Consider the following 21,427-nt stretch of genomic DNA (forward strand, 5'->3'; position numbering starts at 1 on the left):
TGCACGCTGTGAACTTCGTTAGTCGACGACTACATCCATTGGTAGCAGCTCACAGACGGTCTCGACGACATCGCCCCTGCGCCACGCTGACACGACCGCCACGTCCGACACCTTACGTCCCAGCTGAATCCCTAGTAGGACTTTGTTAGGTTTTTCACTTCGGGTGTGAGGGCTCGAGATTCGGCGTGATTCTCGAGACGATGACGGGGTGGATCCCGCAACCCTGACCGCTGTCGGTGAATGTCTCGATGCGTTTGTCGAGGAGGTGTTCTCCTCGCTCACACGCAAGGACCAGCGGGCGACAGCAGGGGTGTACACGCGGGGATTGATGCTCGACGGGCGCCGCAAATCGATGCAACCCATGGCCGAGCGACTGGGGGTCGATCACCAACGCCTGCAGCAGTTTGTGACCACGTCACCGTGGGACGTGGTCCCCGTCCGGAAAACACTGTCCCGCAGAACATGTGATCTGATCGAACCGGACGCGTGGGTCATCGACGACACCGGATTCGCCAAGGACGGCGACCGCTCCCCGGGCGTGGCCCGACAGTACTCGGGCACCCTCGGCAAGGTCGGCAACTGCCAGATCGCGGTCAGCGTGCACGCCGCCACCGACGTCGCCTCGGCCCCGTTGGATTGGCGCCTGTTCCTGCCCGAGAGCTGGGACGATCGGTCCACCACCGATCCGGACGCGGTCGCCGCGATCACCGCCCGCCGGACGCGGTCGGCGATCCCCGACACCGAGCATCATCGCCGCAAGTGGGAAATGGCGATCGAGATGATCGACGAGATGCTCGAGTGGGGCAGGACCCCACCGACGGTGGTCGCGGACGCCGGCTACGGCGACGCCACCGCCTTCCGGCTCGCGCTGACCGAACGGGGTATCGGCTACGTCCTCGCCGTCAAGGGCGCCACCACTGCGCATCTCGGCGACGCGACCGTCGAGACGGTGCCCTACCGTGGCCGGGGACGCCCACCGACACCCCGCTACGGGCCGCCATCGACCTGCAAGGACCTCGTTCTGGCGGCCGGAACCTCGGCGCTGACCGAGGTGACCTGGCGCCGTGGCAGCAAGGCCGACCCCGGCAACCGGACCGCGGCGATGCGCTCGCGGTTCGCCGCCATGCGGGTCCGCCCGGCGAACCGTGACATCACCCGCGCCGAGGACGGCACCCTGCCGCAGGGGTGGTTGCTCGCCGAATGGCCCACCGGCGCCGACGAACCCACCGATTTCTGGCTCGCCACCCTGCCGGCGGACACGTCCCTCGAAGAACTCGTCCGCCTCGCCAAGATTCGCTGGCGTATCGAGCACGACTACCGGGAGCTGAAAACCGGTCTCGGGCTGGATCATTTCGAGGGCCGCTCCTGGCTGGGCTGGCATCACCACGTCACCCTGGTCACCGCCGCGCATCTGTTTCTGACCACCTTGCGGTTGACCGGCCCAAAAGTGAATGGGCAGGACTGACCCTGTACGGAATCGTGCGCGAACTCCAACGCGCACTTGCCCGTTGGATCGGTACCTGCCCACTTTGTCACCACACCTTCCCAACCTAACAAAGTCCTACTAGTGCTGAGTTCCTCAAAGACGATAGATAAAACGTCGGCGTAGTTTCCTGGTCGGCGGGGCGGGACGTCCCCAAATCCAGGGCCGGGCTCGCGCATTGAGCTGTGCGGTGGCCAGGGCCGTGACCGCCTCGATCTCGCCGGGGTCGGCGAAGGTCTGTCCCGCCAGCGCGGCCTTGCGGAAGATCCGCCACCACCCCTCCTGCAGATTCAGCCAGCACGCACCGACCGGGATGAACACCTGCCGGATCCGGGGATGGTTCTCGAGCCAGGCCCGGGTGGACACGCTGCGATGAGACGAGAGATTGTCGGTGACCACCACGATCTGTCCGTCGGGCTTGTCCTGCTCCACCACCTGCAGAAAACGCTGGTAGGCAACACTGTTACGACAGGATGCGGTCATCGTCAGCTCCCGGCCGTCCCTCGGCCGCAACGCCCCGTACACCCAGGTCTTCTCCGGGCCCCGCCCGTAGTCGAGGGCGGCCTTGATCCGGTGCCCGTCCGGGGACCAGCCCGGCGCCGGCGGGAAGCTCCGCGGGATCACCGGACCGAGCTCGTCGGCGCACAGGATCGTCGCGTCCGCCGGTGGTGCGGTGTAGAGCGCGACGATCCGTGTCCTTTTCCCGCAAAATCCGGATCGGTGGACCGGATCCAGGTACGGGTGCGCCGCCACCGCACCCCCTCGGCGAGCAGGATCCGCCGCACCTGGCTGCGGTGGACATCGATACCCTCGGCCCGGGCCGCGGCGGTCAACGCGTTCAGGGTCCATTCCGGCGGACCGGCCGCCTCGGCTGCCGCGAGCTGCCCGTCCGGTGCGCGGTCCGGACGACCAGGCGGAGTCTGCATGACCAGAGCCAGAATTCGGGAACGCTCATCCTCGGTGATCCGCCTCTTGCGGCCCTGTCCACCCCGGTCGGCCAGCCCGTCGAGCCCGCCGGCGTTGAACCGTTCGAGCCACCGGCGCACGGTCTGCTCGTGGCAGCCCAGCTGCTCGGCGATCGCCGGGACCCGCAGTCCGTCCCAGCTCAGCGCGATGATCCGGCCGCGCTGCACCCCGTCGGCGGGGGCGTGCCGGGCGCCGGCCAATCGGCGGACCGTCCGTTCCTCGTCGCTGCCCGCGGCCGGGCGTGCACGCAGGATCTTCGGCATCCGAATCGCCTCCGATCGACTCGCATCGATATACTCAACCTCAATCCACGCCTCCAAAGAGGAACTCAGCACTAGTGGTTCGTCAGGCAACCTTGGCCAGGTAATGCGGGTACTCGGTCCACGTCCGAATCGGTGAGTCCGGCGCGAAGTTGGTCTTCGGGTCGGCGTGGGCGTTTCGCCACCGCACGTAGGCCGCGATCGCGGCGTTCTGGTCGGCGTGACTGCGGTGATCGGTCCCGTTCAACGCGAAGTACCGCAGCGCAGCGAACTCGGACTCGGACTCGGACTCGATCCAGTTCAACCACGACCCGTACGTCGGCAGGAGTACCAACTCGACCTCGTGGGCGGTAGCCCACGTCTTGACGGTCGGGTGCCGGTGTGGGGAGAAGTTGTCGAGGACGACGTACAACTTCTCCCCTGGCCAGCGGGCGCGCAGTGTCTTGAGCAGATCGAGGAACTCGCCGGATCGCTTTCGCGGCCGGATTCGGTAATATATTCTGCCGGTGGCCAAGTCGAGTGCAGCGAGCATGTGCATCACGCCGTCGGAGCGGTGATACGTTCGCTTGTTGTCGGCGTGGGCGGGTGACCGGCCGCCAGCACTTGCCCTCGCGGGGCTGCAGGTTGAGCAGACCGAACTCGTCGACGCAGACCACCCGACCGTCGACCGGCGGCCGGTCGTACAGATCCAAGATCGCCTGCATCTTGATCAAGAAGTCGGGTCGGTCGACGCTTTCCAGGTGGTGGACGCCTGTCAGGTGACCTTGCCGTCCCGCAGTATCCGCCGCAGCGTCTCGCGGCTGATCGCCGGCACCACCTTCCTGGCGGTCAGATGCTCGGCGAGCTTGGTCAAACTCCAGGTGGAGAACGCGCTCACACCCCAGTCGGCGGGGGACGTCCGGGCGATCAAACAGATCCGCTCTCGGGTCTGTTCATCGATCGTCCTCGGTCGTCCCCCGCTCCATTTTGGGTTCAGTGCCTCGAATCCATGCTCGTTGAACGCGTGGATGACGCCGCGGACCTAGTGCCGCATCATGCAACGTTTGCCCTGTTGACTATGTCCCGTAGCCGCCTGTCCTCGGCATGCTTGTTGCGCCAGATGATGTAGCGGCGGATCATCGACGCCTGCTCCCGATGACTGCCGTGATCGGTGCCGTCGAGCGCGAAATACCGCAGCGCGGTGAACTGCGCCTCGATCCGGTTCAGCCACGAACTGTTCGTCGGGGTGTACGCGATCTCGACGTTGTTCGCCTGAGCCCACTCGGCGACCCGCCGGCACTTGCGCGTGGTCAGGTGGGGTGAGAAGTTGTCACACACGATCGCGATACGGACCTCGGCCGGATACAGGGTGCGCAGATACCGGCAGAACTCGAGGAACTTGGTGCAGTTCTTCGTCGTCTTGACGTGCCCGTACATCCGGTCCTTGCCCAGGTCGTACGCGGCGAACAGATGACGCACTCCGTGCGGGCGAGTGTAGGTCGCCCGTCGCCGGCGCCGGGGCCCTCGATCCGGATCCTTGTGCTTGCCTCCACGCTCGGCCCACTGCCGGCCCGGATGCGGCTGCAAGTTCAAGGGCCCGAACTCGTCGAGGCAGAAGATCGCCTGTGGCTCATCGGGATCGGGCACGACCTCACCATCAGCGATGGCATACAGGTGCTCGACCCGAGCCTTCTTCACCGCGTAGTCCGGGTCCTTGGACCGCTTCCAGGTTTTCACTTTTTGAAACGAGACACCCTCCTCTCGGAGCAGCACGCGTAGACCCTCGTGGCTGATGTCGTCGACCACCCCCTCGGCGACCAGGAACTCGGCGAGTTTGGTCAGGCTCCAGGTCGAGAACGGCAGATCGTGCTCGACGGGGGTCGACTTGGCGATCTTCTTAATCTCGCGGCGTTCGGGCAGCGTGAACGTCTTCGGCCGTCCACCGGCGTATTTCGGGTACAGCGAGTCGAATCCGTCGGCATTGAAGTTGTGGATCACGTCGCGGACCCGGTCGGCGCTGGTGAAACTGACCTCGGCGATCTTGGGTACCGGCATGCCTTGGGCGGAGAGCAGGATCATCTGGGCGCGACGCCAGGTCACCACCGATCCGGCGCCGCGGCGGATGATCCGCACCAGCCGTTTACCTTCGTTGTCGTCGAGTTCTCGCACTCGTACTCGTTCTGCCACCGGACCAGGTTGACCGATACCGAGGCCGACACACCGCAATCAGGCGGCGTGTCGGCTATAACGGGGCAAAGGTTCGCGGGTGCGGCACTAGATCCTGGGAGACGTAGCTGTACGAGCCGCGCACCGACCATTCCCGGGCGACCAGAGTGCCCAGGGCGAAATTGAAGTTGGCCTTCTCCGAGGAGACGCCGACCACAGTGCACAGTCCGCCCGGGCGGAGGCTGCGGATCGCCTGTTCGACAGTGTTGTTCGACCCTACGAACTCGAAGCTGAAGTCGACTCCGCCGTCGGTCTCGTTCACAATCCGTTTGCTCGGGGCGCCGTCTCGCGCATCGACCACGACATCGGCACCGAAGCCGGTGGCACGCGTGAGGGCGGCGTCGTAGGTGTCGACGCCGATCACCAGCGCACCGATCACCTGTTTCAGGATCATGGTGGCGTGCAGGCCCAGACCACCCAAGCCGAAGACGGCGACTGTGTCGCCCTGCTGGACGCCCGCTGCGCGAATGGCGTGGAACGGGCCCGCCACGGCATCCGCCATGATCGCTGCGGTCGCGAAATCAATCACCTGGGGAACTCTGTGGACGTTTCCGGCCGGCACGATGACGTAGTCGGCCGCGGCACCGGCGCCGACCACCCCGAGGACGGTGTTGTTCGGACACTGGTTGGTTCGTCCCACTCGGCATGCGGAGCAAACTCCGCACACCACGATCGGATTCACAAGCACCCGCTCGCCGGCAACGATGCCGGAGGTGCCGGGGCCGATCTTGTCCACGACACCCGCTGCTTCGTGTCCGAGGATGAGGGGCAGGTCCTGTGTGGAAATCTGACCATCGAGGATGTGCAGATCGGATCCACATATCCCACAGGCGCGCACCGCTACGCGCACTTCGTCAAGTCCCGGCTCCGGGACGGGCAGGTCGACCCGCTCGGGATCAGACCCGGCTTCGAGCAGCTGGATCGCCCGCATCACAACGTCGCCACTTCACGCTCGAGCCGTTCCGCGACATGTTGCCGAGCCGCTTCCCGTATGGCCGGAAGGTGACCGGAGCCGAACAACGGCTCACCGGGTGCGACGTCTCGAAGCAAGCTTTTCGCCAGCGTCCACTTGTGCACTTCGGTCGGGCCGTCTGCGACGGCCATGACCTGGGCGTCCACCATCATCGACGAGAACGGCATCTCGTTGGAGATGCCGAGGGCACCGTGCAAATGCATGGCCTGCTGGACGACGTCGTGATACACCTTGGGCATCGCGACTTTGACCGCCGCGATGTCTTTGCGGACCGCGCGGTAGTCGTCGTGCTGGTCGATCAGCCATGCGGTCCGCAGCAGCAGCAACCGGAACTGCTCGATGTCGATCCAGCTGTCGGCGATCTTCTCCTGTATGCCTGCATATCCGCGAGACGGCGCGCTTGAGCATGAGGTCGAACGCCTTGCGAACCTGCGCCACGGTGCGCATCCCGTGGTGGATGCGTCCACCACCGAGGCGGGTCTGGGCGATCGCGAAGGCTGCCCCTCCTCGCCGAGCAGGTGGTCCGCGGGGACGCGGACATCCCGGTACCGTAGATACGCGTGGCTCGAGTGCTCGGCGGACTCGGTGCCGATCCCCGCGTCCCGGATGATCTCGAGTCCGGCGGTCTCGGACGGCACGATAAACAACGACATGCGTTGGTGCCGGTCCGCGCCGTCGTTCGTCACCGTCATCACCAGGAAGAAGCTCGCGTGGCGCGCATTCGAGGAGAACCACTTCCCCCCGTTAATGACCCAGTCGTCTCCGTCACGCACCGCACGGGTGGTGAACAACGTGGGATCGGCACCCGCGAGCGGCTCGGTCATCGAATAGCACGACGAGATCAGGCCGTCGAGCAGAGGCTGCAGGTTGCGCTGCTTCTGGTCCTCGGTGCCGTACTTCGCAAGGATTTCCGCGTTGCCGGAGTCCGGCGCCTGGCACCCGAACACCGAGGGAGCTTTACGAGATCGGCCGAGGATCTCGTTGAGGAGCGCCAGCTTCACCTGTCCGTAGCCCTGACCTCCATGTTCGGGGGTGAGGTGACACGCCCACAACTTCTGTTCACGAACCTGCTCTTTGAGCGGTGCGATCAAGCGCATCGCCTTCGGATCGGTCTTGTCATACGGGATCCCCAAGGACGTGATCAAGCGGCTCCACCTCTGCACGGACGAAGGAGTCCGCCCAGTCGAGCTTGGCTTGGAAATCAGGTTCTGTCGAAAAGTCCCACATCAGCTCCACTCCAATTCAGGTGCATCAACCTTCGATGCAACTGTATCGAGTTACGGAGGTGTGCGCCAGATGCCTGGTCGGATTGTGGTCGTGACGGGTGGTAGCCGGGGCCTCGGAAAGGCGATGTGCCACCACTTCGCCGCGGAGGGTGATCACGTGGTCGTCGCCAGCAGGAAGCGCGAAGCGTGCGATAAACTTGCTGCAGCCCTGACCAAGGAGTACGGCGTCGACGCCGTGGGATTCGGATGCCACGTCGGGTCATGGGCGCAGTGTGACGAGTTGATCGACTTCGTCGAGGAACGGTTCGTTCGGATCGACGTGCTGATCAACAATGCTGGCATGTCGCCGTTGTATCCCTCCTTGGGAGAGATCAGTGAAGAACTGTTCGACAAGGTCATCGGGGTCAACCTGCGCGGCCCGTTCCGGCTGGCGGTGCGCGCCGGGGAGTTGATGCAACGTGGACAGGGCCGAGCGATCGTCAACATCAGCAGCATCGCCGCGGTCCAGCCGCAGCCCTATGACCTGCCATATGCGGCGGCCAAGGCCGCCCTGCACACGGTGACCAGCGGACTGTCCCGGTCCTTCGGTCCTACCGTGCGGGTGAACGCCGTGATGGCTGGACCGTTCGACACGGACGTCACCGCAGCCTGGAACGAGCAGACGCGGCAGAAGACCGCCGGAGAACTGATCCCGCTCGGTCGCATCGGGAAGCCCGAGGAAATCGTTGGCGCCGTCGCCTACCTCGCGGGCCCGTCCGCCAGTTACACCACGGGCGCTGTCATCAAGGTGGACGGCGGAATGGCTAGCATTCCAGCATGACCAGTACCCAGCCCGGTGGCAAAGAGACACGCGAACGTCTACTCGAAGCGGCTGAGCGCCTGTTCGCCGAGCGTGGCATCGATGCGGTGTCCATGCGAGAGATCAGTCGCGAGGCCGGCTCCCGCAATGTCATCGCCGGCCAGTACTGGTTCGGCGACAAAGAGGGCCTGGTCGCCGCATTGCTCAACCGACACAACCCGGACGTCGACAGCCGCAGGCACGCCCTTCTAGATGCGTACGAGGCCTCGTCGGTCCCGGATATCACCACACTCGCCGCCGCCCTGGTCCGGCCACTGGGCGCAAAACTCAACCAGGGCGTCAGCGGTGCCGGTTACCTCCGGACCATGGCGGATCTACTTACCAGAGCCAACCCGTCGGTCGAGCCCTTCGGGCCCGCCCACCCGGGCAGCAGCATGGTGCGATGGGGCTCACTGCTCGAACCGCTCCTCGAACCAGAGGCTGTACTGCTGCACCGTCGGTTTCTCACTGCCCGATTCGTCGTAGTGGAACTGGCGTTACGCGCCCAGACGGAACGGAAGGACCATTCCCTGTTCCTCAGCCACGTGATCGATGTCGCGGCTGGGCAGCTCACAGCGCCCGTTTCAGCGGAGACACATCGGCTTCGTCTCGAACGTCGGGCAAAAATGGAAAAGGACGTAAAGAAGACTTGAGTACGGAAATCGACTGGGATGCCTTGGCCTCATGGATCCGGGAACGCGGCATCGGCACCAACATCACGGACATTTGACCACTCACCGGTGGCACGCAGAACAAGGTTTTACGGCTACGCATCGATGATCGCTGCCTCGTCCTGAGGTGCCCTCCACTTTATCCCAGGCCCTCGAGCAACAAGACAATGCTTCGCGAGTCTGCAGTCCTCACGGCCCTCGCCGGCACGGACGTACCCCACCCACGCCTGGTCGCAACATGTGAAGACCTCGAGGTCCTTGGCATGGCGTTCTACTTGATGGAGGAGGTGTGAACCGTCTGTAAGTGTTTGTGTTGGCCAGCCCGCGGCTGGCTGACAGGATCGGTGTCGTCGCCGGGATCGGTGTGACTCATGAATCGTGTTGCTCCTGATGGGATGCACTTCCCGGGATCTGTCCACTGGTTGTCAGCGGTCATGCAATTCCCCAGGTTGAGGGGTCGGCCCGTCACGTAATTCCTCACCCGGCCGTCACGTAATTCCCCACCTTTGGGGCGTGTCGGCCGGGGTGTGGGTGCTGCTGCAGGTTCGCTTCTTCCCAAGGTCCATCTCTAGGGCCTGGGAAGGGGCCCGACGGTGGCAAGGAGAACGTGGACGATGACCGATCTGATAGAGCTGTTCCGGCACTGGCATGCCGGCCGCTCCCAGGTGCAGATCTCGACAGCCCTGGGACTCGACCGCAAAACCATCCGCAAGTACCTGGCTCCAGCCGTGGCGGCGGGGTTGACCCCGGGCGACGGTGAGAAATTCGACGAGAACCTGTGGCGCGAGTTGATCACGTCGTGGTTCCCGGAAGTGGTGGACCCGACAGCGCGAGCGGTGACCTGGCCGGCCATCGCCGCCCACCACACCTGGATCGAGGGCCAACTCGACGAGTCGGTGACCGTGGCGACGATCGCTCAACGCCTGCGCGACGACCGCGGTGTTCCGGTGTCGGAATCGACCGTGCGGCGGTATATCGCAACACGATTCGCCGATCGGGTCGCAGCATCGAAAGCCACCTTTCCCCGTGGTCCGGTCCCGCCGGGCGACGAGGGTCAGGTCGACTACGGCAAGCTCGGGATGTGGCGCGATCCGGCCACGGACCGGCGGGTGGCGGTGTGGGCGTTCGCGATGATCCTGGCCTGTTCACGGATGCTGTTCGTCCAGCCGGTGCTGCGGATGGATCAAACCTCCTGGTGCGCCTCGCATGTGGCCGCGTTCGAGTTCTTCGGTGGCGTCCCGGCGCGGATGGTGTGCGACAACCTCAAAACCGGAGTGGATCGGTCCGATCTCTACGATCCGCAGATCAACCGGGCCTATGCCGAACTCGCCGACTTCTATCAGGTGCTCATCGATCCGGCCCGGGCCGGCAAACCCAAGGACAAACCACGCATCGAACGGCCCATGCCCTATATCCGGGATTCGTTCTTCCGAGGCCGCGAGTTCACCTCGCTGACGCAGATGCAGGCCGCCGCGCTGACCTGGTGCACCGATGTCTACGGCCGGCACCAGCATCGCGGCCTCGAGGGCGCACAACCGGCAGCGGTGTTCGACGCCGTCGAGAAAACCGCCTTGACGCCGTTGCCGCCGCGGCCGTTCGCCCCGGTGGTCTACTCCACCGGCAAACTCGCCCCGGACTGCCACGTCAAGGCCGGCAAGGCGTTGTATTCGGCGCCGTGGCAGCTGATCGGCCGACGATTGCTGGTGCGCACCAGCGGCGATGTGGTGCAGATCTTCCACGACGAGCAGGTCGTGGCCACTCATGTGCGTCGCCCGTCGGGACGGGCGACGAATCCCGAGCATTATCCGCCGAAGAAGACCGCGTTCACGTTGCAGACGGTGGTGTGGTGCCGGGCCCAGGCCGAGCAGATCGGGCCCGGTGCGGTCGCGATCGTCGACGAGTTGTCGCAGATCAACGCGATCCATCGACTGCGGTCGATCCAAGGCATCGTCCGACTGCGGTCGCGTTACGACGATGCTCGCATCGATGCGGCCTGCGCCCGGGCCCTCGAGGTCGGTGATCCGCGTTATCGCACGATCAAGGGCATTCTCGTTGCCGGCACCGAACACGACGGGCAGGACATCGCCGATGCCGGGATCACCGCGCCGGCGTTGCTCCGTGGGCCGGCTGCATTCGACACCGAACGTTCAGCGTGAGGTCTGTTGACCGACTACCTATTTCCCTTTTCAGGAGGACTCTGTCATGACGATTCACGATCCCAGCCTGCGTGCTGCACTGAAGACATTGAAGCTGACCGGCATGCTCGACACTCTCGATGCGCGCCTGGCGCAGACCCGCGATGGGCAGCTCGGGCACCTCGAGTTCCTGCAGGTGCTCTGTGAGGACGAGATCGCCCGCCGGGAAACCGCCGCCTTGGCCCGGCGGGTGCGCCGGGCCAAGTTCGAGCAGCAGGCCACCTTCGAGGACTTCGATTTCACCGCCAACCCGAAACTCCCGGCCGCGATGCTGCGGGACCTCGCCGCCCTGCGGTGGCTCGACGCCGGCGAGTCGGTGATCCTCTACGGGCCTGTCGGTGTCGGCAAAACACATGTGGCACAGGCACTTGGGCATCACGTGGCCCGCCGCGGTGGGGACGTTCGGTTCGTCAAGTGTTCCCGGATGCTCGCCGATCTGGCCGGTGGACACGCCGACCGCACCATCGGTCAACGGATGCGCGAGTACACCCGGCCGCTGGTGTTGATCATCGATGACTTCGCGATGCGCGAGCACACCACCACCCAGTCCGATGATCTCTACGATCTGGTGTCCGATCGGGCGATCGCCGGCAAGCCGTTGGTTCTGACGAGCAACAGGGCCCCGAAGGACTGGTATCCGCTGTTCCCGAATCCGGTCGTGGCCGAGTCCCTGCTCGATCGGTTGATCAACACCAGCCACCAGATCCTGATGGACGGCCCGTCCTACCGGCCACGCAAACGCCCCGGAAACCGCACCGCGGCCGCGAACTGAACCAACCCGGGCACCGGTCCGGCTACCCTCGACTCAGCACACCCGGACATGGGGAATTCCGTGACGGAAACCCCTGGGGAATTACGCGACGGTCGACACGGGAGAAGATCTGCGATCAGATCCTCGCCGGGCGACTGTTCTCCGGTAAAGGCGACGAGATCGCTCCCGAGATGTTCGATGCCTATGCCGACCGGTGCGGAGCCAAGACCAAACGTCGAAAGCCCAAACCGAAGCCCCGACCTACCCGGCGTGCGGCGACCAAGAGGACTGCGCCCGCGTCCCCTCCCGCGCAGGATGTTCCAGCGTCCCCCGCCGACGGACAACCTGCGCTGTTCAAGGGAGCGGTGGCATGAACCCCAGCCCGCACCTGAAGCTGTTCGAAGCTATCGCCCAGGGCGTCATCGAGGCACCGGCCGGTGATGATCATCCCGCTGCGGACCGTTGGCAGTGGTTCGCCGACCTGTACAGCCACCGCACGTGGGGTCTGGTCGCTGCCATCGACGGGTTCGCCCGCCTGGCGGCCGACCATATCGCCGCCGCCTGTCGGGACACTGCCACCGACACCGCGACAGTCGAGCAATGGCAGGCCATCGCGGACATCACGCGCACAGCCCGCACTACCGCCCACTCCCCCGGCCTCGCCATCGCGTGGAGTGCCGTCGCCGACACCTGCACCGACGCCCTCGACCATCTCGCCGGCCGCACCTTCAGCGGTCTCGAAGCCATCCTCGGCGCACTCGATGCCATTGGGCACGAGCACGAGCCCCCGATCGCGGTGTCCTTCGCCCGCGACGCGTACACCGCCTGGCAACACCGCGTGGCCCCGCCCGCGACGAGTGATCGGAATGTCGCGTGAACTCCCTGGTTGCGGTGGATCGAGACGGCCGCGAATGGGCAGTCCTTGCCGTCGATAGCGTGCTCAAAGCTCGACTCGTCCACGGGACCGCCACGCCTGCCGTCCTGGACCTCGACGAGCTGGTGCACAGGTATGGACCAGTGGTCCTGTCTCCCACGTCTCTCCCGACCTCCGGTGGGTTCGTCGCGCTCGCCGACACGGTCGGTCTCGTCGCTTCCGATCCGGAAACAGCCTCGGTCGAGCAGATCAGGCAGGTCGCCGCATTCGCACAGTCGATCATCCTGCCGCACGGTTCGTAGAACCGCCTACCGGCTCCACACCCCGGATTCCGTCCGTGCGTACCTCGTCCATCGAGAACTACGCATGCTCCGGCCGGGAGTCGTCACATGCACCTGAATGCCGAGGAGACGCATTTATGACTACGTGACCCCACCGACCAATCCGACACATCAACAGCGCAGTGACTCAACCCAAAAGAGAAACCCACCCCCGAAAGGGTGGGTTTCACCAGGACTTCCACAGAAGGACTCGCAAGATCCGTCACCACTGGAGCAAGAACGTCTGGCAGGACGATCACGCTCTTGGGCCAGTCTCCGAAGTTTGCCGCTTCGAAAACTTTTGAGTTACTGCTTCCCCGAAGGGACTTACCGTGCCAGGTACGTCTCAGGGTAGCGCACACCCTGAAACTCGCCCAACCACCTACACTTCCACCCTCGGCACCTCAACCGACAGCGATCACGTCGACTTCCCACTTCCGCAGCCGTTCACCGACGCCGACTGGGACGCGATCGTTGCCGACGCCGTCGCGAACGTCGCCGCACTCGAAGCTGCCCAAACCCAGGACCAACCAGCCGAGAAAGCTGTCCGCGACCTGCTCGACGCCCAGCCCGCGGGCACCGGTGCCGTACTCTCGCTGCCCGTCCCTGCAGGCGCATGCGCCCGTGTCCCGACCTGGCATAGCCGCCGCTACTGGCTGAGCTTGTGCGAATGGATCACCGTCCACACCGAACGCGGACGCACCGCCCTCACACGCCACGGCATCGCCGCCCAGACATTCCTACGGGTCTGCGCCGCACACGCCGAGTACGCCGAATCCACCACCGGACGCCACGTCTGCGCCTCCCTGGCTACGCTCGCCGATAGAGGCACGCTGTCGATCGACCAGCTCAAACGCGGACGCCGCGTCCTCAAGACCCTCGACCTCGGCATCGAACTGGCCCGCGGTAAGAAACTCAACGCCACCGAACGCGAAGCCGCAGCACGTCTGCATGAACAGGCCCACAGGCAATCGCCCATGCGACCACAGCTCGGCGCTGCCAGCGTGTGGGCACTGTCCGCACCAGCCTGGGCCGTCGAAGCCATACCCTCCCCGAAAACACCCCGCACGCAATCACGGCGACGGTCGCGGCGCCGACCAGCACGCGCCGCCCACACCACCGGAGCCTCCGCCGCCCGTGCTGTCCCGCAAGCCCCCTGCGGTTCCTCGAGTTCCGCACCCCAATCCCCTAGTGGTTCTTCTCCTCAGTGTCTTTCCGTCAGGAAAGATCACCAAGCGCGCACACGCGCAGGCGAACACAACTCGACACCGACCAGAACCCGCCCCCTGGCGCTTCAACGGGCAGCCGCACAACTCGTCGATCACATCCCCGCACTGCGCGCAGTCATCGGAATCGACGATGCGATGGGCAAGCGACGCGGGCACATCGGATCCGTCTGCGATCTGCTGACCGACGCCGGCATCGACACCACTCGCTGGACCGGCATCGACATCGCCCACGCCCTCACCCACGACGGAACAGCCCGCGGATGGGACTGGCCGACAACCGAAGCAATGACAAGCCCGCTGCGGCTGGTGGCCTACCGATTGTCCCGCCTTGACTGGACCGGCCCATCGCCCACCGAACAGAAAATCCACCACCTCAAGCGGACCGGCGAAACCCCAGCAGAAACGGCACACCGGCTCATCCGGGCTTACCGCCGTGTCCGCGCCGCAACCGGGAGCACACAAGGTCCACCGGCGTCCGACGCGCACCGACGAGCGGTGCGGGAACAACTTGCAGCGGACCTCGCCGCGAAGAAATCGACTATTTCAATCATCGCCGCTCGCATGGCGAGATAGACCGCATCCACCTGCGGAGCATGAAGCCGCCGACCGGTCGAATCACACAGCGGTCGACTACGGTGAGACACCCGTCCTTGCTGAGGCCTGAACCAGGTAGCCGAGCCTCCGCCGAACTCGGCGTGGTTCACCAGACAGCGCCCGAGCAACCCGATAACGCACCGGCCCCGCGGTAGCTACCCTCACAACCGCACATCGCGACACATCGACAATAAGGGAGGACCTGTGAGGCGCCTGACCGGCCGATGGCGGATCACGGAAATGGACCTGTGGGACCGCGACGCCATCGACCTCGTCGAACCCGGCTTCATCGAGTTCACCCGCGACGGCACCGGACAATTCGGCTTCATCGCCGTCCGCGGCTCCATGGACTGCCGCACCACCGAACGCAACGGCAACCCGGTCGTGGAGTTCAGCTGGATCGGCGACGACGAAGGCGACGAGGTCAGCGGCCGCGGCTGGGCAGCCCTGCACGAGGACGCCACGCTCACCGGACACCTGTTCTTCCACATGGGAGACGACTCGGGCTTTCGCGCGGACCCTATAGTCCCTGCCGACCCGCCCCGTAGGCGATGAGCGAATACCAGTACTACGAGTTCCTCGTCGTCGACCGGCCGTTGAACAAGCGCCAACTGGCCGAGGTTCGCTCGCTGTCCACGCGCGCGCGGATCACGGCCACCAGCTTCGTCAACGAATACCACTGGGGCAACTTCCGGGGCGAGCCGAGGAATATGATGGAGCGCTACTACGACGCGCACCTCTATCTGGCGAACTGGGGAACACACCGGATCATGCTCCGCCTCCCGCAGGGTCTGCTCGACCTCGACGTCGCCCGCGACTATTGCGTCGCAGATCTGGTCACCGCCTGGACCACAGGTGAATTCCTCGTACTCGACCTGACCAGCGAGGACGAGGACGGTGACTGGGATCCTGACGACGACGCACCGTTGTCGACCCTTATCGGATCCGCGCCGAACTGTCATGGCGACTGGACGAAGGTCGGATCCGATATCCACAGATCGAAGCTCCTGCACGGTGCGAGGGCAACTGCAAAGCCCGAACCGCGTGCCATGCCGCAGGAACTGCTGACTTCACACAACGACCGGAACAGGACAGGACCGCAAACCAGATGCCGGTCGCTGCTGACGAGGGTCTGTCCAGATAACGGTGTAACTGGTTGATTTGTCGTTACTTTCGTCCGGTGGACAGGCGTCCGTCGAAGGTGATTTCGAAGGCGTTCAGTGCTGCCTTCCAGCGGTTGGACCAGCGTTGGCGGGCGGTGCCTTTGGGATCGAGGCTCATGATGGCCAGGTACACGCATTTCAGGGCCGCGGCCTCGGTCGGGAAGTGACCGCGAGCCTTCACGGCTCTCCGGATCCTGGCGTTGACACTCTCGATGGCGTTGGTCGTGTAGATGACCTGCCTGATGGCGTTGTCGAACTGCAGGAACGGCACGAACTCGGCCCAGGCGTTGGTCCAGAGCCGGATGATCGCGGGATAGCGTTTCTCCCATTTGTCGCTGAACTCGACGAACCGGTCCAGCGCGGCCTGCTCCGTCGGCGCGGTGTACACCGGTTTGAGGTCCTTGGCGATCTCGGCCCAGTCCTTACGAGAGGCGTAGGCGTAGGTATTGCGAAGGAGGTGCACCACGCAGGTTTGCACAATGGTCTGCGGCCACACCTGCCCGATCGAGTCGGGCAGATACTTCAGACCGTCGCACACGGCGATCAGAACGTCTTGCACACCACGATTTTTCAGCTCGGACAACACCCGAAGCCAGTACTTCGCTCCTTCCCCGTCGCCGTGCTCGCCGGCCCATAACCCCAGAATGTCGCGGGTGCCGTCGGCAGTGACCCCCAGCACGACGTAGATCGGCCGGTTGGCCACATTACCGTCGCGGATCTTGACGTGAATGCAGTCGATGAACAACACCGGGTACACAGGATCCAACGGCCGATTCTGCCACTCGGCCATGCCGTCCATCACCCGCTCGGTGATCGTCGAGATCGTCTGCTTGGACACCTCGGCGCCGTACACCTCGGCCATGTGCGCAGAGATTTCACCGGTGGTCAACCCCTTGGCCGACAGCGAGATCACCATGTCCTCCACCCCGGTCAGCCGCCGCTGCCGCTTCGCCACGATCTTCGGCTCGAAGGAGGAATCCCGGTCCCGAGGCACGTCGAGCTCGACCGGACCGGCCTCGGTCAACACGGTCTTGGCTCGCCTGCCGTTGCGGGAGTTGCCGCTGCCCCTGCCGGCCGGGTCGCTCTTGCCGTAGCCGAGGTGGTCATCCATCTCGCCCTCGAGCGCGGACTCCACCACCAGCTTGGTCAGCTTCGCCAACAACCCACCGTCGCCGGTCAACTGCAACCCTTCGGCCCGCGCTTGCTCGACCAGCTCCTTCAGTCGCGCATCGCTGACACTCGGCTGAACTGAGTTCGTCTCTGCCTCACGATCAATCACATCAGTCATGGTGGCGTATCTCCTTTCAGAGTTACACCGTTGTTCTTACAGTCCCGCTGACGACGCATTCGTAGCGTTCATGTTTGGGAGGGCTCCGTCGGCGCGGCGACGGACACAGCCGCGCCGACGGAGGAGGCCCGACGCGACAGGGGGACAGCGCCGGAACCCGTGTCGATGCGGGGGACAAACATCGACACAGAGTTACGCCCCATGCAGGGATCGATCCACTCGGGGGGACTGAAGATCGACATAGTAGGGGCGCACGTTCGGATAATAGGAGTCCTCGTATGCGATAGTTCACGCCGAACACTCAGTACTCTACTGCTATAGATGAACAACAAGGACCTGCGCACTCTCACCGGTGAACTGCGCGGACTCGACCCGGACACGGTGTCTACCGGGCAGATGACCTACGACCTGCGTCGACTGAAAACCCGCAGCCTCATCGCCCGAATCGAGGGCACCCACCGCTACCAGGTCACCGACCTCGGACTCGACACCGCGAAGTTCCTCGCCTGCGTCCACAACCGGGTCCTGCGCACCGGGCTCGCCGAACTTGCCTCCCCGACAACCACTCCCGGCCACCTGCGATCAGCTGCCACCGCCTACCGCAACGCCGTCGACACCTTCGCCGCTACAGCGCAACTCGCAGCCTGAAATATCAAGCAGTCGAACATGACCCATACATCACAAACTTGACCCCAAAACCCGGCTACGCCGCTCTTAGCTACCTAGGCAGTCTGCTGTGCCTCGGCAATCCGCGCGGGGTCCAGGAGGACAAGCACGTCACCGTCGAGTTCTGAGGTAATAGCACTGGTAGGTGTGGTCGGGACTATCTTTCGGGTGGTCTTGTCGATGGTGACATCCCCACGTAGGTAGCCGGTATGTGCCCCCGTGACGTTGATGTCGGCGATGTAGCGGATACGGGATTCATTCGCGTTCGCACTGGTCGACTCCGTTCCGTTGAGGATCATTCCCTTCTCGTTGATGTAATCGGTGTAAACGACAGTGCGAAGGGTGTTGCCGGCAACGTTCGGGTCCGGCACCTCGTTCAGAATCGCGGTACCGCCTGCGGCACCGGCGTATTCCCCGGGGGCTGGGAGCGGTGCCGGGCCTGGGATGTAGGTGCTCAATTCTGGAGCCCACTCAGGGATCGGGGTGATCCGGTCGCCTTGGACGGGTCCGACGCTGGTCGTGTTCTTCACATTGGCGATGACCAGGCGTGTATTCGTTCGATCGGTAGTACTGAGTTCGAAGAAGGCGACGGCCTCACCTGTCGGATTCCAGCTGGGCATGCTCCGTGCGACGTATCCATCGTTGTCGACGAACAATGGAATACCGTTCTTGCCGTTGAGGTCATCTTCGATGGAAACGAGCCACTCCTGGTTCGTGACATTGGTAGGATTCGCGTAGGCTTCGTACACGCTCCCTTGAATGTGTGCTGGTAGGAACGCTGGTCGTTGGACTCTCGACATCGGGGTCAGCGCATCGAGACCTCGCATGCTTCCGACCGCCATCCACCGTTGGTTGGGTGAGAGGTCCATATCCTCGTCGTAGTCGAGGTTGCCGTTCAAGCGGGTCACTTCGCCGGTGCCCAGGTCAACGATAATGTTGTCGACGTTGCCTGCATCGTACTGTCCACCGATCACGACCACCCCTTTGCCGTCGGGCGTCCATTGTTTGCCTTCACCTGTGGCGTAGATCGCCCGTGCGTCAACGACTTCATATCCTTCGTCGGTGCGGCTCAACGCCCCCACGACAGGAACAGCGGCTATGAACCCGCTTGGGGCGATTTGGATCTGAGTGAGCAAGACGTGCTTACCGTCGGGGGATATTCTCATCTCGCGAGTCGGGTCGACAATGCGTGCCCCTGCGTGTGGGGCAAGGACCGGCACCAACCGTTTGTCGTCTCCCTCGATTTCGAGGATAACCCATGTATTGTTCCCGGCCTCCAGTAGGACCTGTCCGGATCCGTCCTGGAAGGTCGTCATTTTGCCGAGGTCATTCGTTACTTCTGGAGAGACTCCGCAGGTGACGCATTGAACGTCGGACCCATCCACTCGGATTTGGTAGATCTCTTTGCGGCCTCCGTCAGCCGGTCGTGCATGGAAGTAGATGGTTTCGCCATCTTCGGCGTAGCGGGGGTTCATAGGGTTGGTGATGCCGTCCGGCATGTCCAAGACGACACGGTCGATGGCTGGCTGTGCTGCCGAGCTTCCGCTGCCCAGCGGCCCGCCTGCGCTCCCGCTGCCCAGCGGCCCGCCTGCGCTCCCGCTATCCAGCGGCGCTGCCGAGCTTTCACTGGTGGCACAGCTGGAAAGGGACAGCGCCACGATGGTGGCGACGGCCGCCTGGACGTACTTCGAAGGTGTTCGCATAAAAAGCTGTCCTCTCGATCTTGTTCTGGATTTCTACGGGTGCCCTTGCGGGAGTCCCTACTGCGTCCCGCTAATTGACCGGACCGGCGGGTTCTGCGGGGAACCGCAACCCACCGTCAGCCAACGTGCCTACCCACTCGCCGGCACATGAATTCGTGCGTCGGCGGGACGACGATTTCAGGCACCAGGCCGGCGTGGGATATCCACTGGCGTCGGGGATCCAAGCTTCCTGGTGAGGTCTGAACGTCTCACCCTTTATGCAACGCACTACGGAATTGGTCCGCGACCGTGCCCTCGAGGTAGCGGCCGGAACACCTTCGAAGTCGGTCAGCGTGGCGCTGTCCCCCACGAGAGACTCGTATCGATGTCGACCAAGCGAAGTGATGCTTGCCTGACTGAGAGCTGGACATCCTTTGAGGCTCACACGTTTTCGTCACACTGTGGCCCTACTCGAGGCCGCACTCTCAGCTAGGGAGCGCAACTCGGAACGCCGGCCCGACGATCTGGCGCCTCACCATCCCTCCGCGACTGCGACGACCATCCATCCAGCCGCCGCGTCACAACCACTCGGGCGCTACCATAACGAGTTCTTCGAGCATTGGAGATGTAATACCGAAGGGACCGACAAGAACGTGACATGTAGGGCGCCTGCGTCGACCGACACCAACCATGCGCGCACTCCTAAAGGACGTGTGACGTAGACAACTATATTTAATTCATGTGATGAACTTAATAGCATCTCCCCGTTGAGTGCGTCAAGGAAGCCATCAAGGAAGTCGGAGGTACGTCGGATGCAGAGCCACCGCCTGCTACATCGGCAACGCGTCGTTCACCTGTTGAGGACATCTGGCCCTCTGGCCAGATCTGACCTCGCTCGAATCCTCGGAGTGACCCGCTCGACGATCACCGCGATCGTCTCCGATCTCGTCGCTGACGGCACGCTTGTCGAGCTCGATCACCGGGTGGATGGTCCGAACTCACGTGGCCGTCCGCGCACGCTACTCGTATGCAATCCTCTGGTTCGACGGGTAGTGGGGATCTGGATCGACGAGCATCATGCGCACATTGTCATCGCGGACGCGACAGGCAACGTCTCCAACGAAAGCCACACCCCTGTTGGAGAGCGAGACCCGTACTCGGTCATCGAATCGATCGTCGACATCGGGAAAGAACTGATGGACTCACCAGGGGGGCCAGTCGCTGCAGCAGGGATCTGCATACCTGGATTCGTCAACAGCGCAACGGGGACGGTCGACGAATCTGCTTCCCCTGCATGGTCGCACGTCACTCTCGGCCAGTCGATATCTCAGGGCCTGAAGATACCGGCGGCCGTAATGAACACCACCCATGCTCTCACACTGGCCGAGACAATAGCCGGTAGGGCAAGAGGGGCACGTTCCGCGGTCGTACTGGATTGCGGACAATGCATCGGTGTAGGACTGATCATCGATGGGCGACCGTATACGGGTGCCACCGGAACTGCCGGTGTCGTCGGGTCCACAGGGGGAACGCCCCTGGATGAGCCCGAATTCTCGTCGCTATGGCACGCAGCACATCGAGACCCTCCATCGCAGAATATGATTCGTGACATTGTCGACCGAATTGCCTACACTGCCCTGCTGATCGAGGCGATTGTCGACCCAGAGCTGCTCATCATCAGTGGACTCAGTTCCGAGCTGGAGGAACTCGGCAGCGCTCTGCAATCACGAATCACCGAATTGCGGCCACTGCCCAGACGAGACCGTACGAAGACCGAGCTTTCTCACATCGGTCGAGAACACCGAGTTCCGGTTATCGTGGCGCTTCAGCAACTCGATGAGGACATCGCGGCTCTGCTGCACACATCGAGTTGAGTTGACAACGGGCCCAGCCCTCTTGCGCGATAATGCCCGGTCTGGTTCTATTTTCGGGCGCCGTCGGCACGGGCAGTCGATGCAGCCACGGCTTCGGGGGACTGATGGCGTTCGCCGCTCCCCGACTCTGAGCTGAGCAGATAAGGCGGTAACCCAGGGCTCGAGTCGC

General features: G+C 63.9%; 20 protein-coding genes and 2 pseudogenes. 13 read left to right on the forward strand and 9 right to left on the reverse strand.

The window, feature by feature from the left end:
• The first annotated feature begins 208 nt into the window (after positions 1-208).
• The gene (locus GON09_RS25150) at positions 209-1,465 is read left to right on the forward strand and encodes an IS701 family transposase (RefSeq protein WP_213930295.1); all 1,257 of its coding nucleotides are present in this window, start codon (positions 209-211) and stop codon (positions 1,463-1,465) included.
• 114 nt (positions 1,466-1,579) lie between these two features.
• Here the strand turns inward: GON09_RS25150 and GON09_RS25155 are convergent, their stop codons facing one another.
• The 7 genes and pseudogenes from GON09_RS25155 to GON09_RS25180 form a co-directional block, all read right to left on the reverse strand.
• Positions 1,580-2,218, reverse strand: a complete 639-nt coding sequence (locus GON09_RS25155; RefSeq protein WP_244867095.1) for an IS630 family transposase — start codon at positions 2,216-2,218, stop codon at positions 1,580-1,582.
• Positions 2,104-2,712: a helix-turn-helix domain-containing protein gene (locus GON09_RS25160; protein WP_213934742.1), complete on the reverse strand. Its 609-nt coding sequence runs from the start codon at positions 2,710-2,712 to the stop codon at positions 2,104-2,106. Before GON09_RS25160 ends, GON09_RS25155 begins: the two co-directional genes overlap by 115 nt.
• Positions 2,713-2,794: 82 nt before the next feature.
• The gene (locus GON09_RS28475) at positions 2,795-3,397 is read right to left on the reverse strand and encodes a transposase (RefSeq protein ID WP_307854599.1); all 603 of its coding nucleotides are present in this window, start codon (positions 3,395-3,397) and stop codon (positions 2,795-2,797) included.
• A 66-nt stretch (positions 3,398-3,463) separates the two neighbouring features.
• Complete coding sequence (locus GON09_RS28480) at positions 3,464-3,718, reverse strand: helix-turn-helix domain-containing protein (protein ID WP_307854600.1); 255 nt, start codon at positions 3,716-3,718, stop codon at positions 3,464-3,466.
• Between the two features lie 23 nt (positions 3,719-3,741).
• Positions 3,742-4,875 (reverse strand): IS630 family transposase, encoded by a 1,134-nt coding sequence (locus tag GON09_RS25170; RefSeq protein WP_213934743.1) that lies wholly within the window; start codon positions 4,873-4,875, stop codon positions 3,742-3,744.
• Positions 4,876-4,930: 55 nt separating this feature from the next.
• Positions 4,931-5,845: an alcohol dehydrogenase catalytic domain-containing protein gene (locus GON09_RS25175; RefSeq protein ID WP_213934744.1), complete on the reverse strand. Its 915-nt coding sequence runs from the start codon at positions 5,843-5,845 to the stop codon at positions 4,931-4,933.
• Positions 5,845-7,114 (reverse strand): annotated as a pseudogene (locus GON09_RS25180) (acyl-CoA dehydrogenase family protein). The gene GON09_RS25175 and the pseudogene GON09_RS25180 overlap by 1 nt, the downstream one beginning before the upstream one ends.
• A 69-nt stretch (positions 7,115-7,183) precedes the next feature.
• On the opposite strand from GON09_RS25180, the gene GON09_RS25185 reads away from it, so the two are divergent.
• The 10 genes and pseudogenes from GON09_RS25185 to GON09_RS28490 all read left to right on the forward strand — a co-directional run bounded on the left by GON09_RS25185 (position 7,184) and on the right by GON09_RS28490 (position 15,745).
• On the forward strand, positions 7,184-7,933 hold the full coding sequence (locus tag GON09_RS25185) for an SDR family NAD(P)-dependent oxidoreductase (protein WP_213934745.1): 750 nt from the start codon (positions 7,184-7,186) through the stop codon (positions 7,931-7,933).
• Positions 7,930-8,604, forward strand: coding sequence for a TetR/AcrR family transcriptional regulator (locus GON09_RS25190; RefSeq protein WP_213934746.1), 675 nt, complete (start codon positions 7,930-7,932; stop codon positions 8,602-8,604). The genes GON09_RS25185 and GON09_RS25190 overlap by 4 nt, the downstream gene beginning before the upstream one ends.
• An 89-nt stretch (positions 8,605-8,693) precedes the next feature.
• Positions 8,694-8,915 (forward strand): annotated as a pseudogene (locus GON09_RS25195) (phosphotransferase); the annotation flags it as partial.
• Positions 8,916-9,236: 321 nt separating this feature from the next.
• Positions 9,237-10,778, forward strand: a complete 1,542-nt coding sequence (gene istA / locus GON09_RS25200; protein WP_213931741.1) for an IS21 family transposase — start codon at positions 9,237-9,239, stop codon at positions 10,776-10,778.
• Between the two features lie 46 nt (positions 10,779-10,824).
• Positions 10,825-11,589, forward strand: coding sequence for an IS21-like element helper ATPase IstB (istB, locus tag GON09_RS25205; RefSeq protein WP_064257733.1), 765 nt, complete (start codon positions 10,825-10,827; stop codon positions 11,587-11,589).
• A 349-nt stretch (positions 11,590-11,938) separates the two neighbouring features.
• Positions 11,939-12,445 (forward strand): hypothetical protein, encoded by a 507-nt coding sequence (locus tag GON09_RS25210; RefSeq protein WP_213934694.1) that lies wholly within the window; start codon positions 11,939-11,941, stop codon positions 12,443-12,445.
• 140 nt (positions 12,446-12,585) lie between these two features.
• Positions 12,586-12,744 (forward strand): hypothetical protein, encoded by a 159-nt coding sequence (locus tag GON09_RS28485; protein WP_244867008.1) that lies wholly within the window; start codon positions 12,586-12,588, stop codon positions 12,742-12,744.
• A gap of 350 nt (positions 12,745-13,094) precedes the next feature.
• A complete protein-coding gene (locus GON09_RS25220) occupies positions 13,095-14,564 on the forward strand; it encodes a replication protein (RefSeq protein WP_213934748.1) in 1,470 nt (489 codons plus the stop codon).
• 225 nt (positions 14,565-14,789) lie between these two features.
• On the forward strand, positions 14,790-15,140 hold the full coding sequence (locus tag GON09_RS25225) for a hypothetical protein (protein ID WP_213934749.1): 351 nt from the start codon (positions 14,790-14,792) through the stop codon (positions 15,138-15,140).
• Positions 15,137-15,745 carry a hypothetical protein gene (locus tag GON09_RS28490; RefSeq protein WP_244867015.1) on the forward strand — a complete coding sequence of 203 codons (609 nt, stop codon included), beginning with the start codon at positions 15,137-15,139 and terminating at the stop codon, positions 15,743-15,745. The genes GON09_RS25225 and GON09_RS28490 overlap by 4 nt, the downstream gene beginning before the upstream one ends.
• Before the next feature lie 7 nt (positions 15,746-15,752).
• Here GON09_RS28490 and GON09_RS25235 read toward each other — a convergent pair whose 3' ends face one another.
• Positions 15,753-17,036 (reverse strand): IS256 family transposase, encoded by a 1,284-nt coding sequence (locus GON09_RS25235; protein ID WP_213934750.1) that lies wholly within the window; start codon positions 17,034-17,036, stop codon positions 15,753-15,755.
• A 321-nt stretch (positions 17,037-17,357) separates the two neighbouring features.
• Here GON09_RS25235 and GON09_RS25240 point away from each other — a divergent pair, with 321 nt between their 5' ends.
• On the forward strand, positions 17,358-17,684 hold the full coding sequence (locus GON09_RS25240) for a hypothetical protein (protein WP_244867016.1): 327 nt from the start codon (positions 17,358-17,360) through the stop codon (positions 17,682-17,684).
• A 74-nt stretch (positions 17,685-17,758) separates the two neighbouring features.
• Here GON09_RS25240 and GON09_RS25245 read toward each other — a convergent pair whose 3' ends face one another.
• Positions 17,759-19,405, reverse strand: a complete 1,647-nt coding sequence (locus tag GON09_RS25245) for a hypothetical protein (RefSeq protein WP_244867017.1) — start codon at positions 19,403-19,405, stop codon at positions 17,759-17,761.
• Between the two features lie 887 nt (positions 19,406-20,292).
• Between GON09_RS25245 and GON09_RS25250 the strand changes: the two genes are divergently transcribed.
• The gene (locus GON09_RS25250) at positions 20,293-21,258 is read left to right on the forward strand and encodes an ROK family protein (protein ID WP_307854537.1); all 966 of its coding nucleotides are present in this window, start codon (positions 20,293-20,295) and stop codon (positions 21,256-21,258) included.
• The last annotated feature ends 169 nt before the right edge of the window (positions 21,259-21,427 follow it).

Origin of the sequence: Rhodococcus sp. B50 (genome assembly GCF_013602415.1) — a bacterium.
GTDB lineage: Bacteria > Actinomycetota > Actinomycetes > Mycobacteriales > Mycobacteriaceae > Rhodococcus.

Excerpts from the sequence above, each read along its gene's own strand:
- GON09_RS25160 (WP_213934742.1), bottom strand. The coding sequence starts at position 2,712 with ATGCCGAAGATCCTGCGTGCACGCCCGGCCGCGGGCAGCGACGAGGAA.
- GON09_RS25175 (WP_213934744.1), bottom strand. The coding sequence starts at position 5,845 with ATGCGGGCGATCCAGCTGCTCGAAGCCGGGTCTGATCCCGAGCGGGTC.
- GON09_RS25185 (WP_213934745.1), top strand. The coding sequence starts at position 7,184 with ATGCCTGGTCGGATTGTGGTCGTGACGGGTGGTAGCCGGGGCCTCGGA.
- GON09_RS25190 (WP_213934746.1), top strand. The coding sequence starts at position 7,930 with ATGACCAGTACCCAGCCCGGTGGCAAAGAGACACGCGAACGTCTACTC.
- istA (WP_213931741.1), top strand. The coding sequence starts at position 9,237 with ATGACCGATCTGATAGAGCTGTTCCGGCACTGGCATGCCGGCCGCTCC.
- istB (WP_064257733.1), top strand. The coding sequence starts at position 10,825 with ATGACGATTCACGATCCCAGCCTGCGTGCTGCACTGAAGACATTGAAG.
- GON09_RS25210 (WP_213934694.1), top strand. The coding sequence starts at position 11,939 with ATGAACCCCAGCCCGCACCTGAAGCTGTTCGAAGCTATCGCCCAGGGC.
- GON09_RS28490 (WP_244867015.1), top strand. The coding sequence starts at position 15,137 with ATGAGCGAATACCAGTACTACGAGTTCCTCGTCGTCGACCGGCCGTTG.
- GON09_RS25235 (WP_213934750.1), bottom strand. The coding sequence starts at position 17,036 with ATGACTGATGTGATTGATCGTGAGGCAGAGACGAACTCAGTTCAGCCG.
- GON09_RS25240 (WP_244867016.1), top strand. The coding sequence starts at position 17,358 with ATGAACAACAAGGACCTGCGCACTCTCACCGGTGAACTGCGCGGACTC.
- GON09_RS25245 (WP_244867017.1), bottom strand. The coding sequence starts at position 19,405 with ATGCGAACACCTTCGAAGTACGTCCAGGCGGCCGTCGCCACCATCGTG.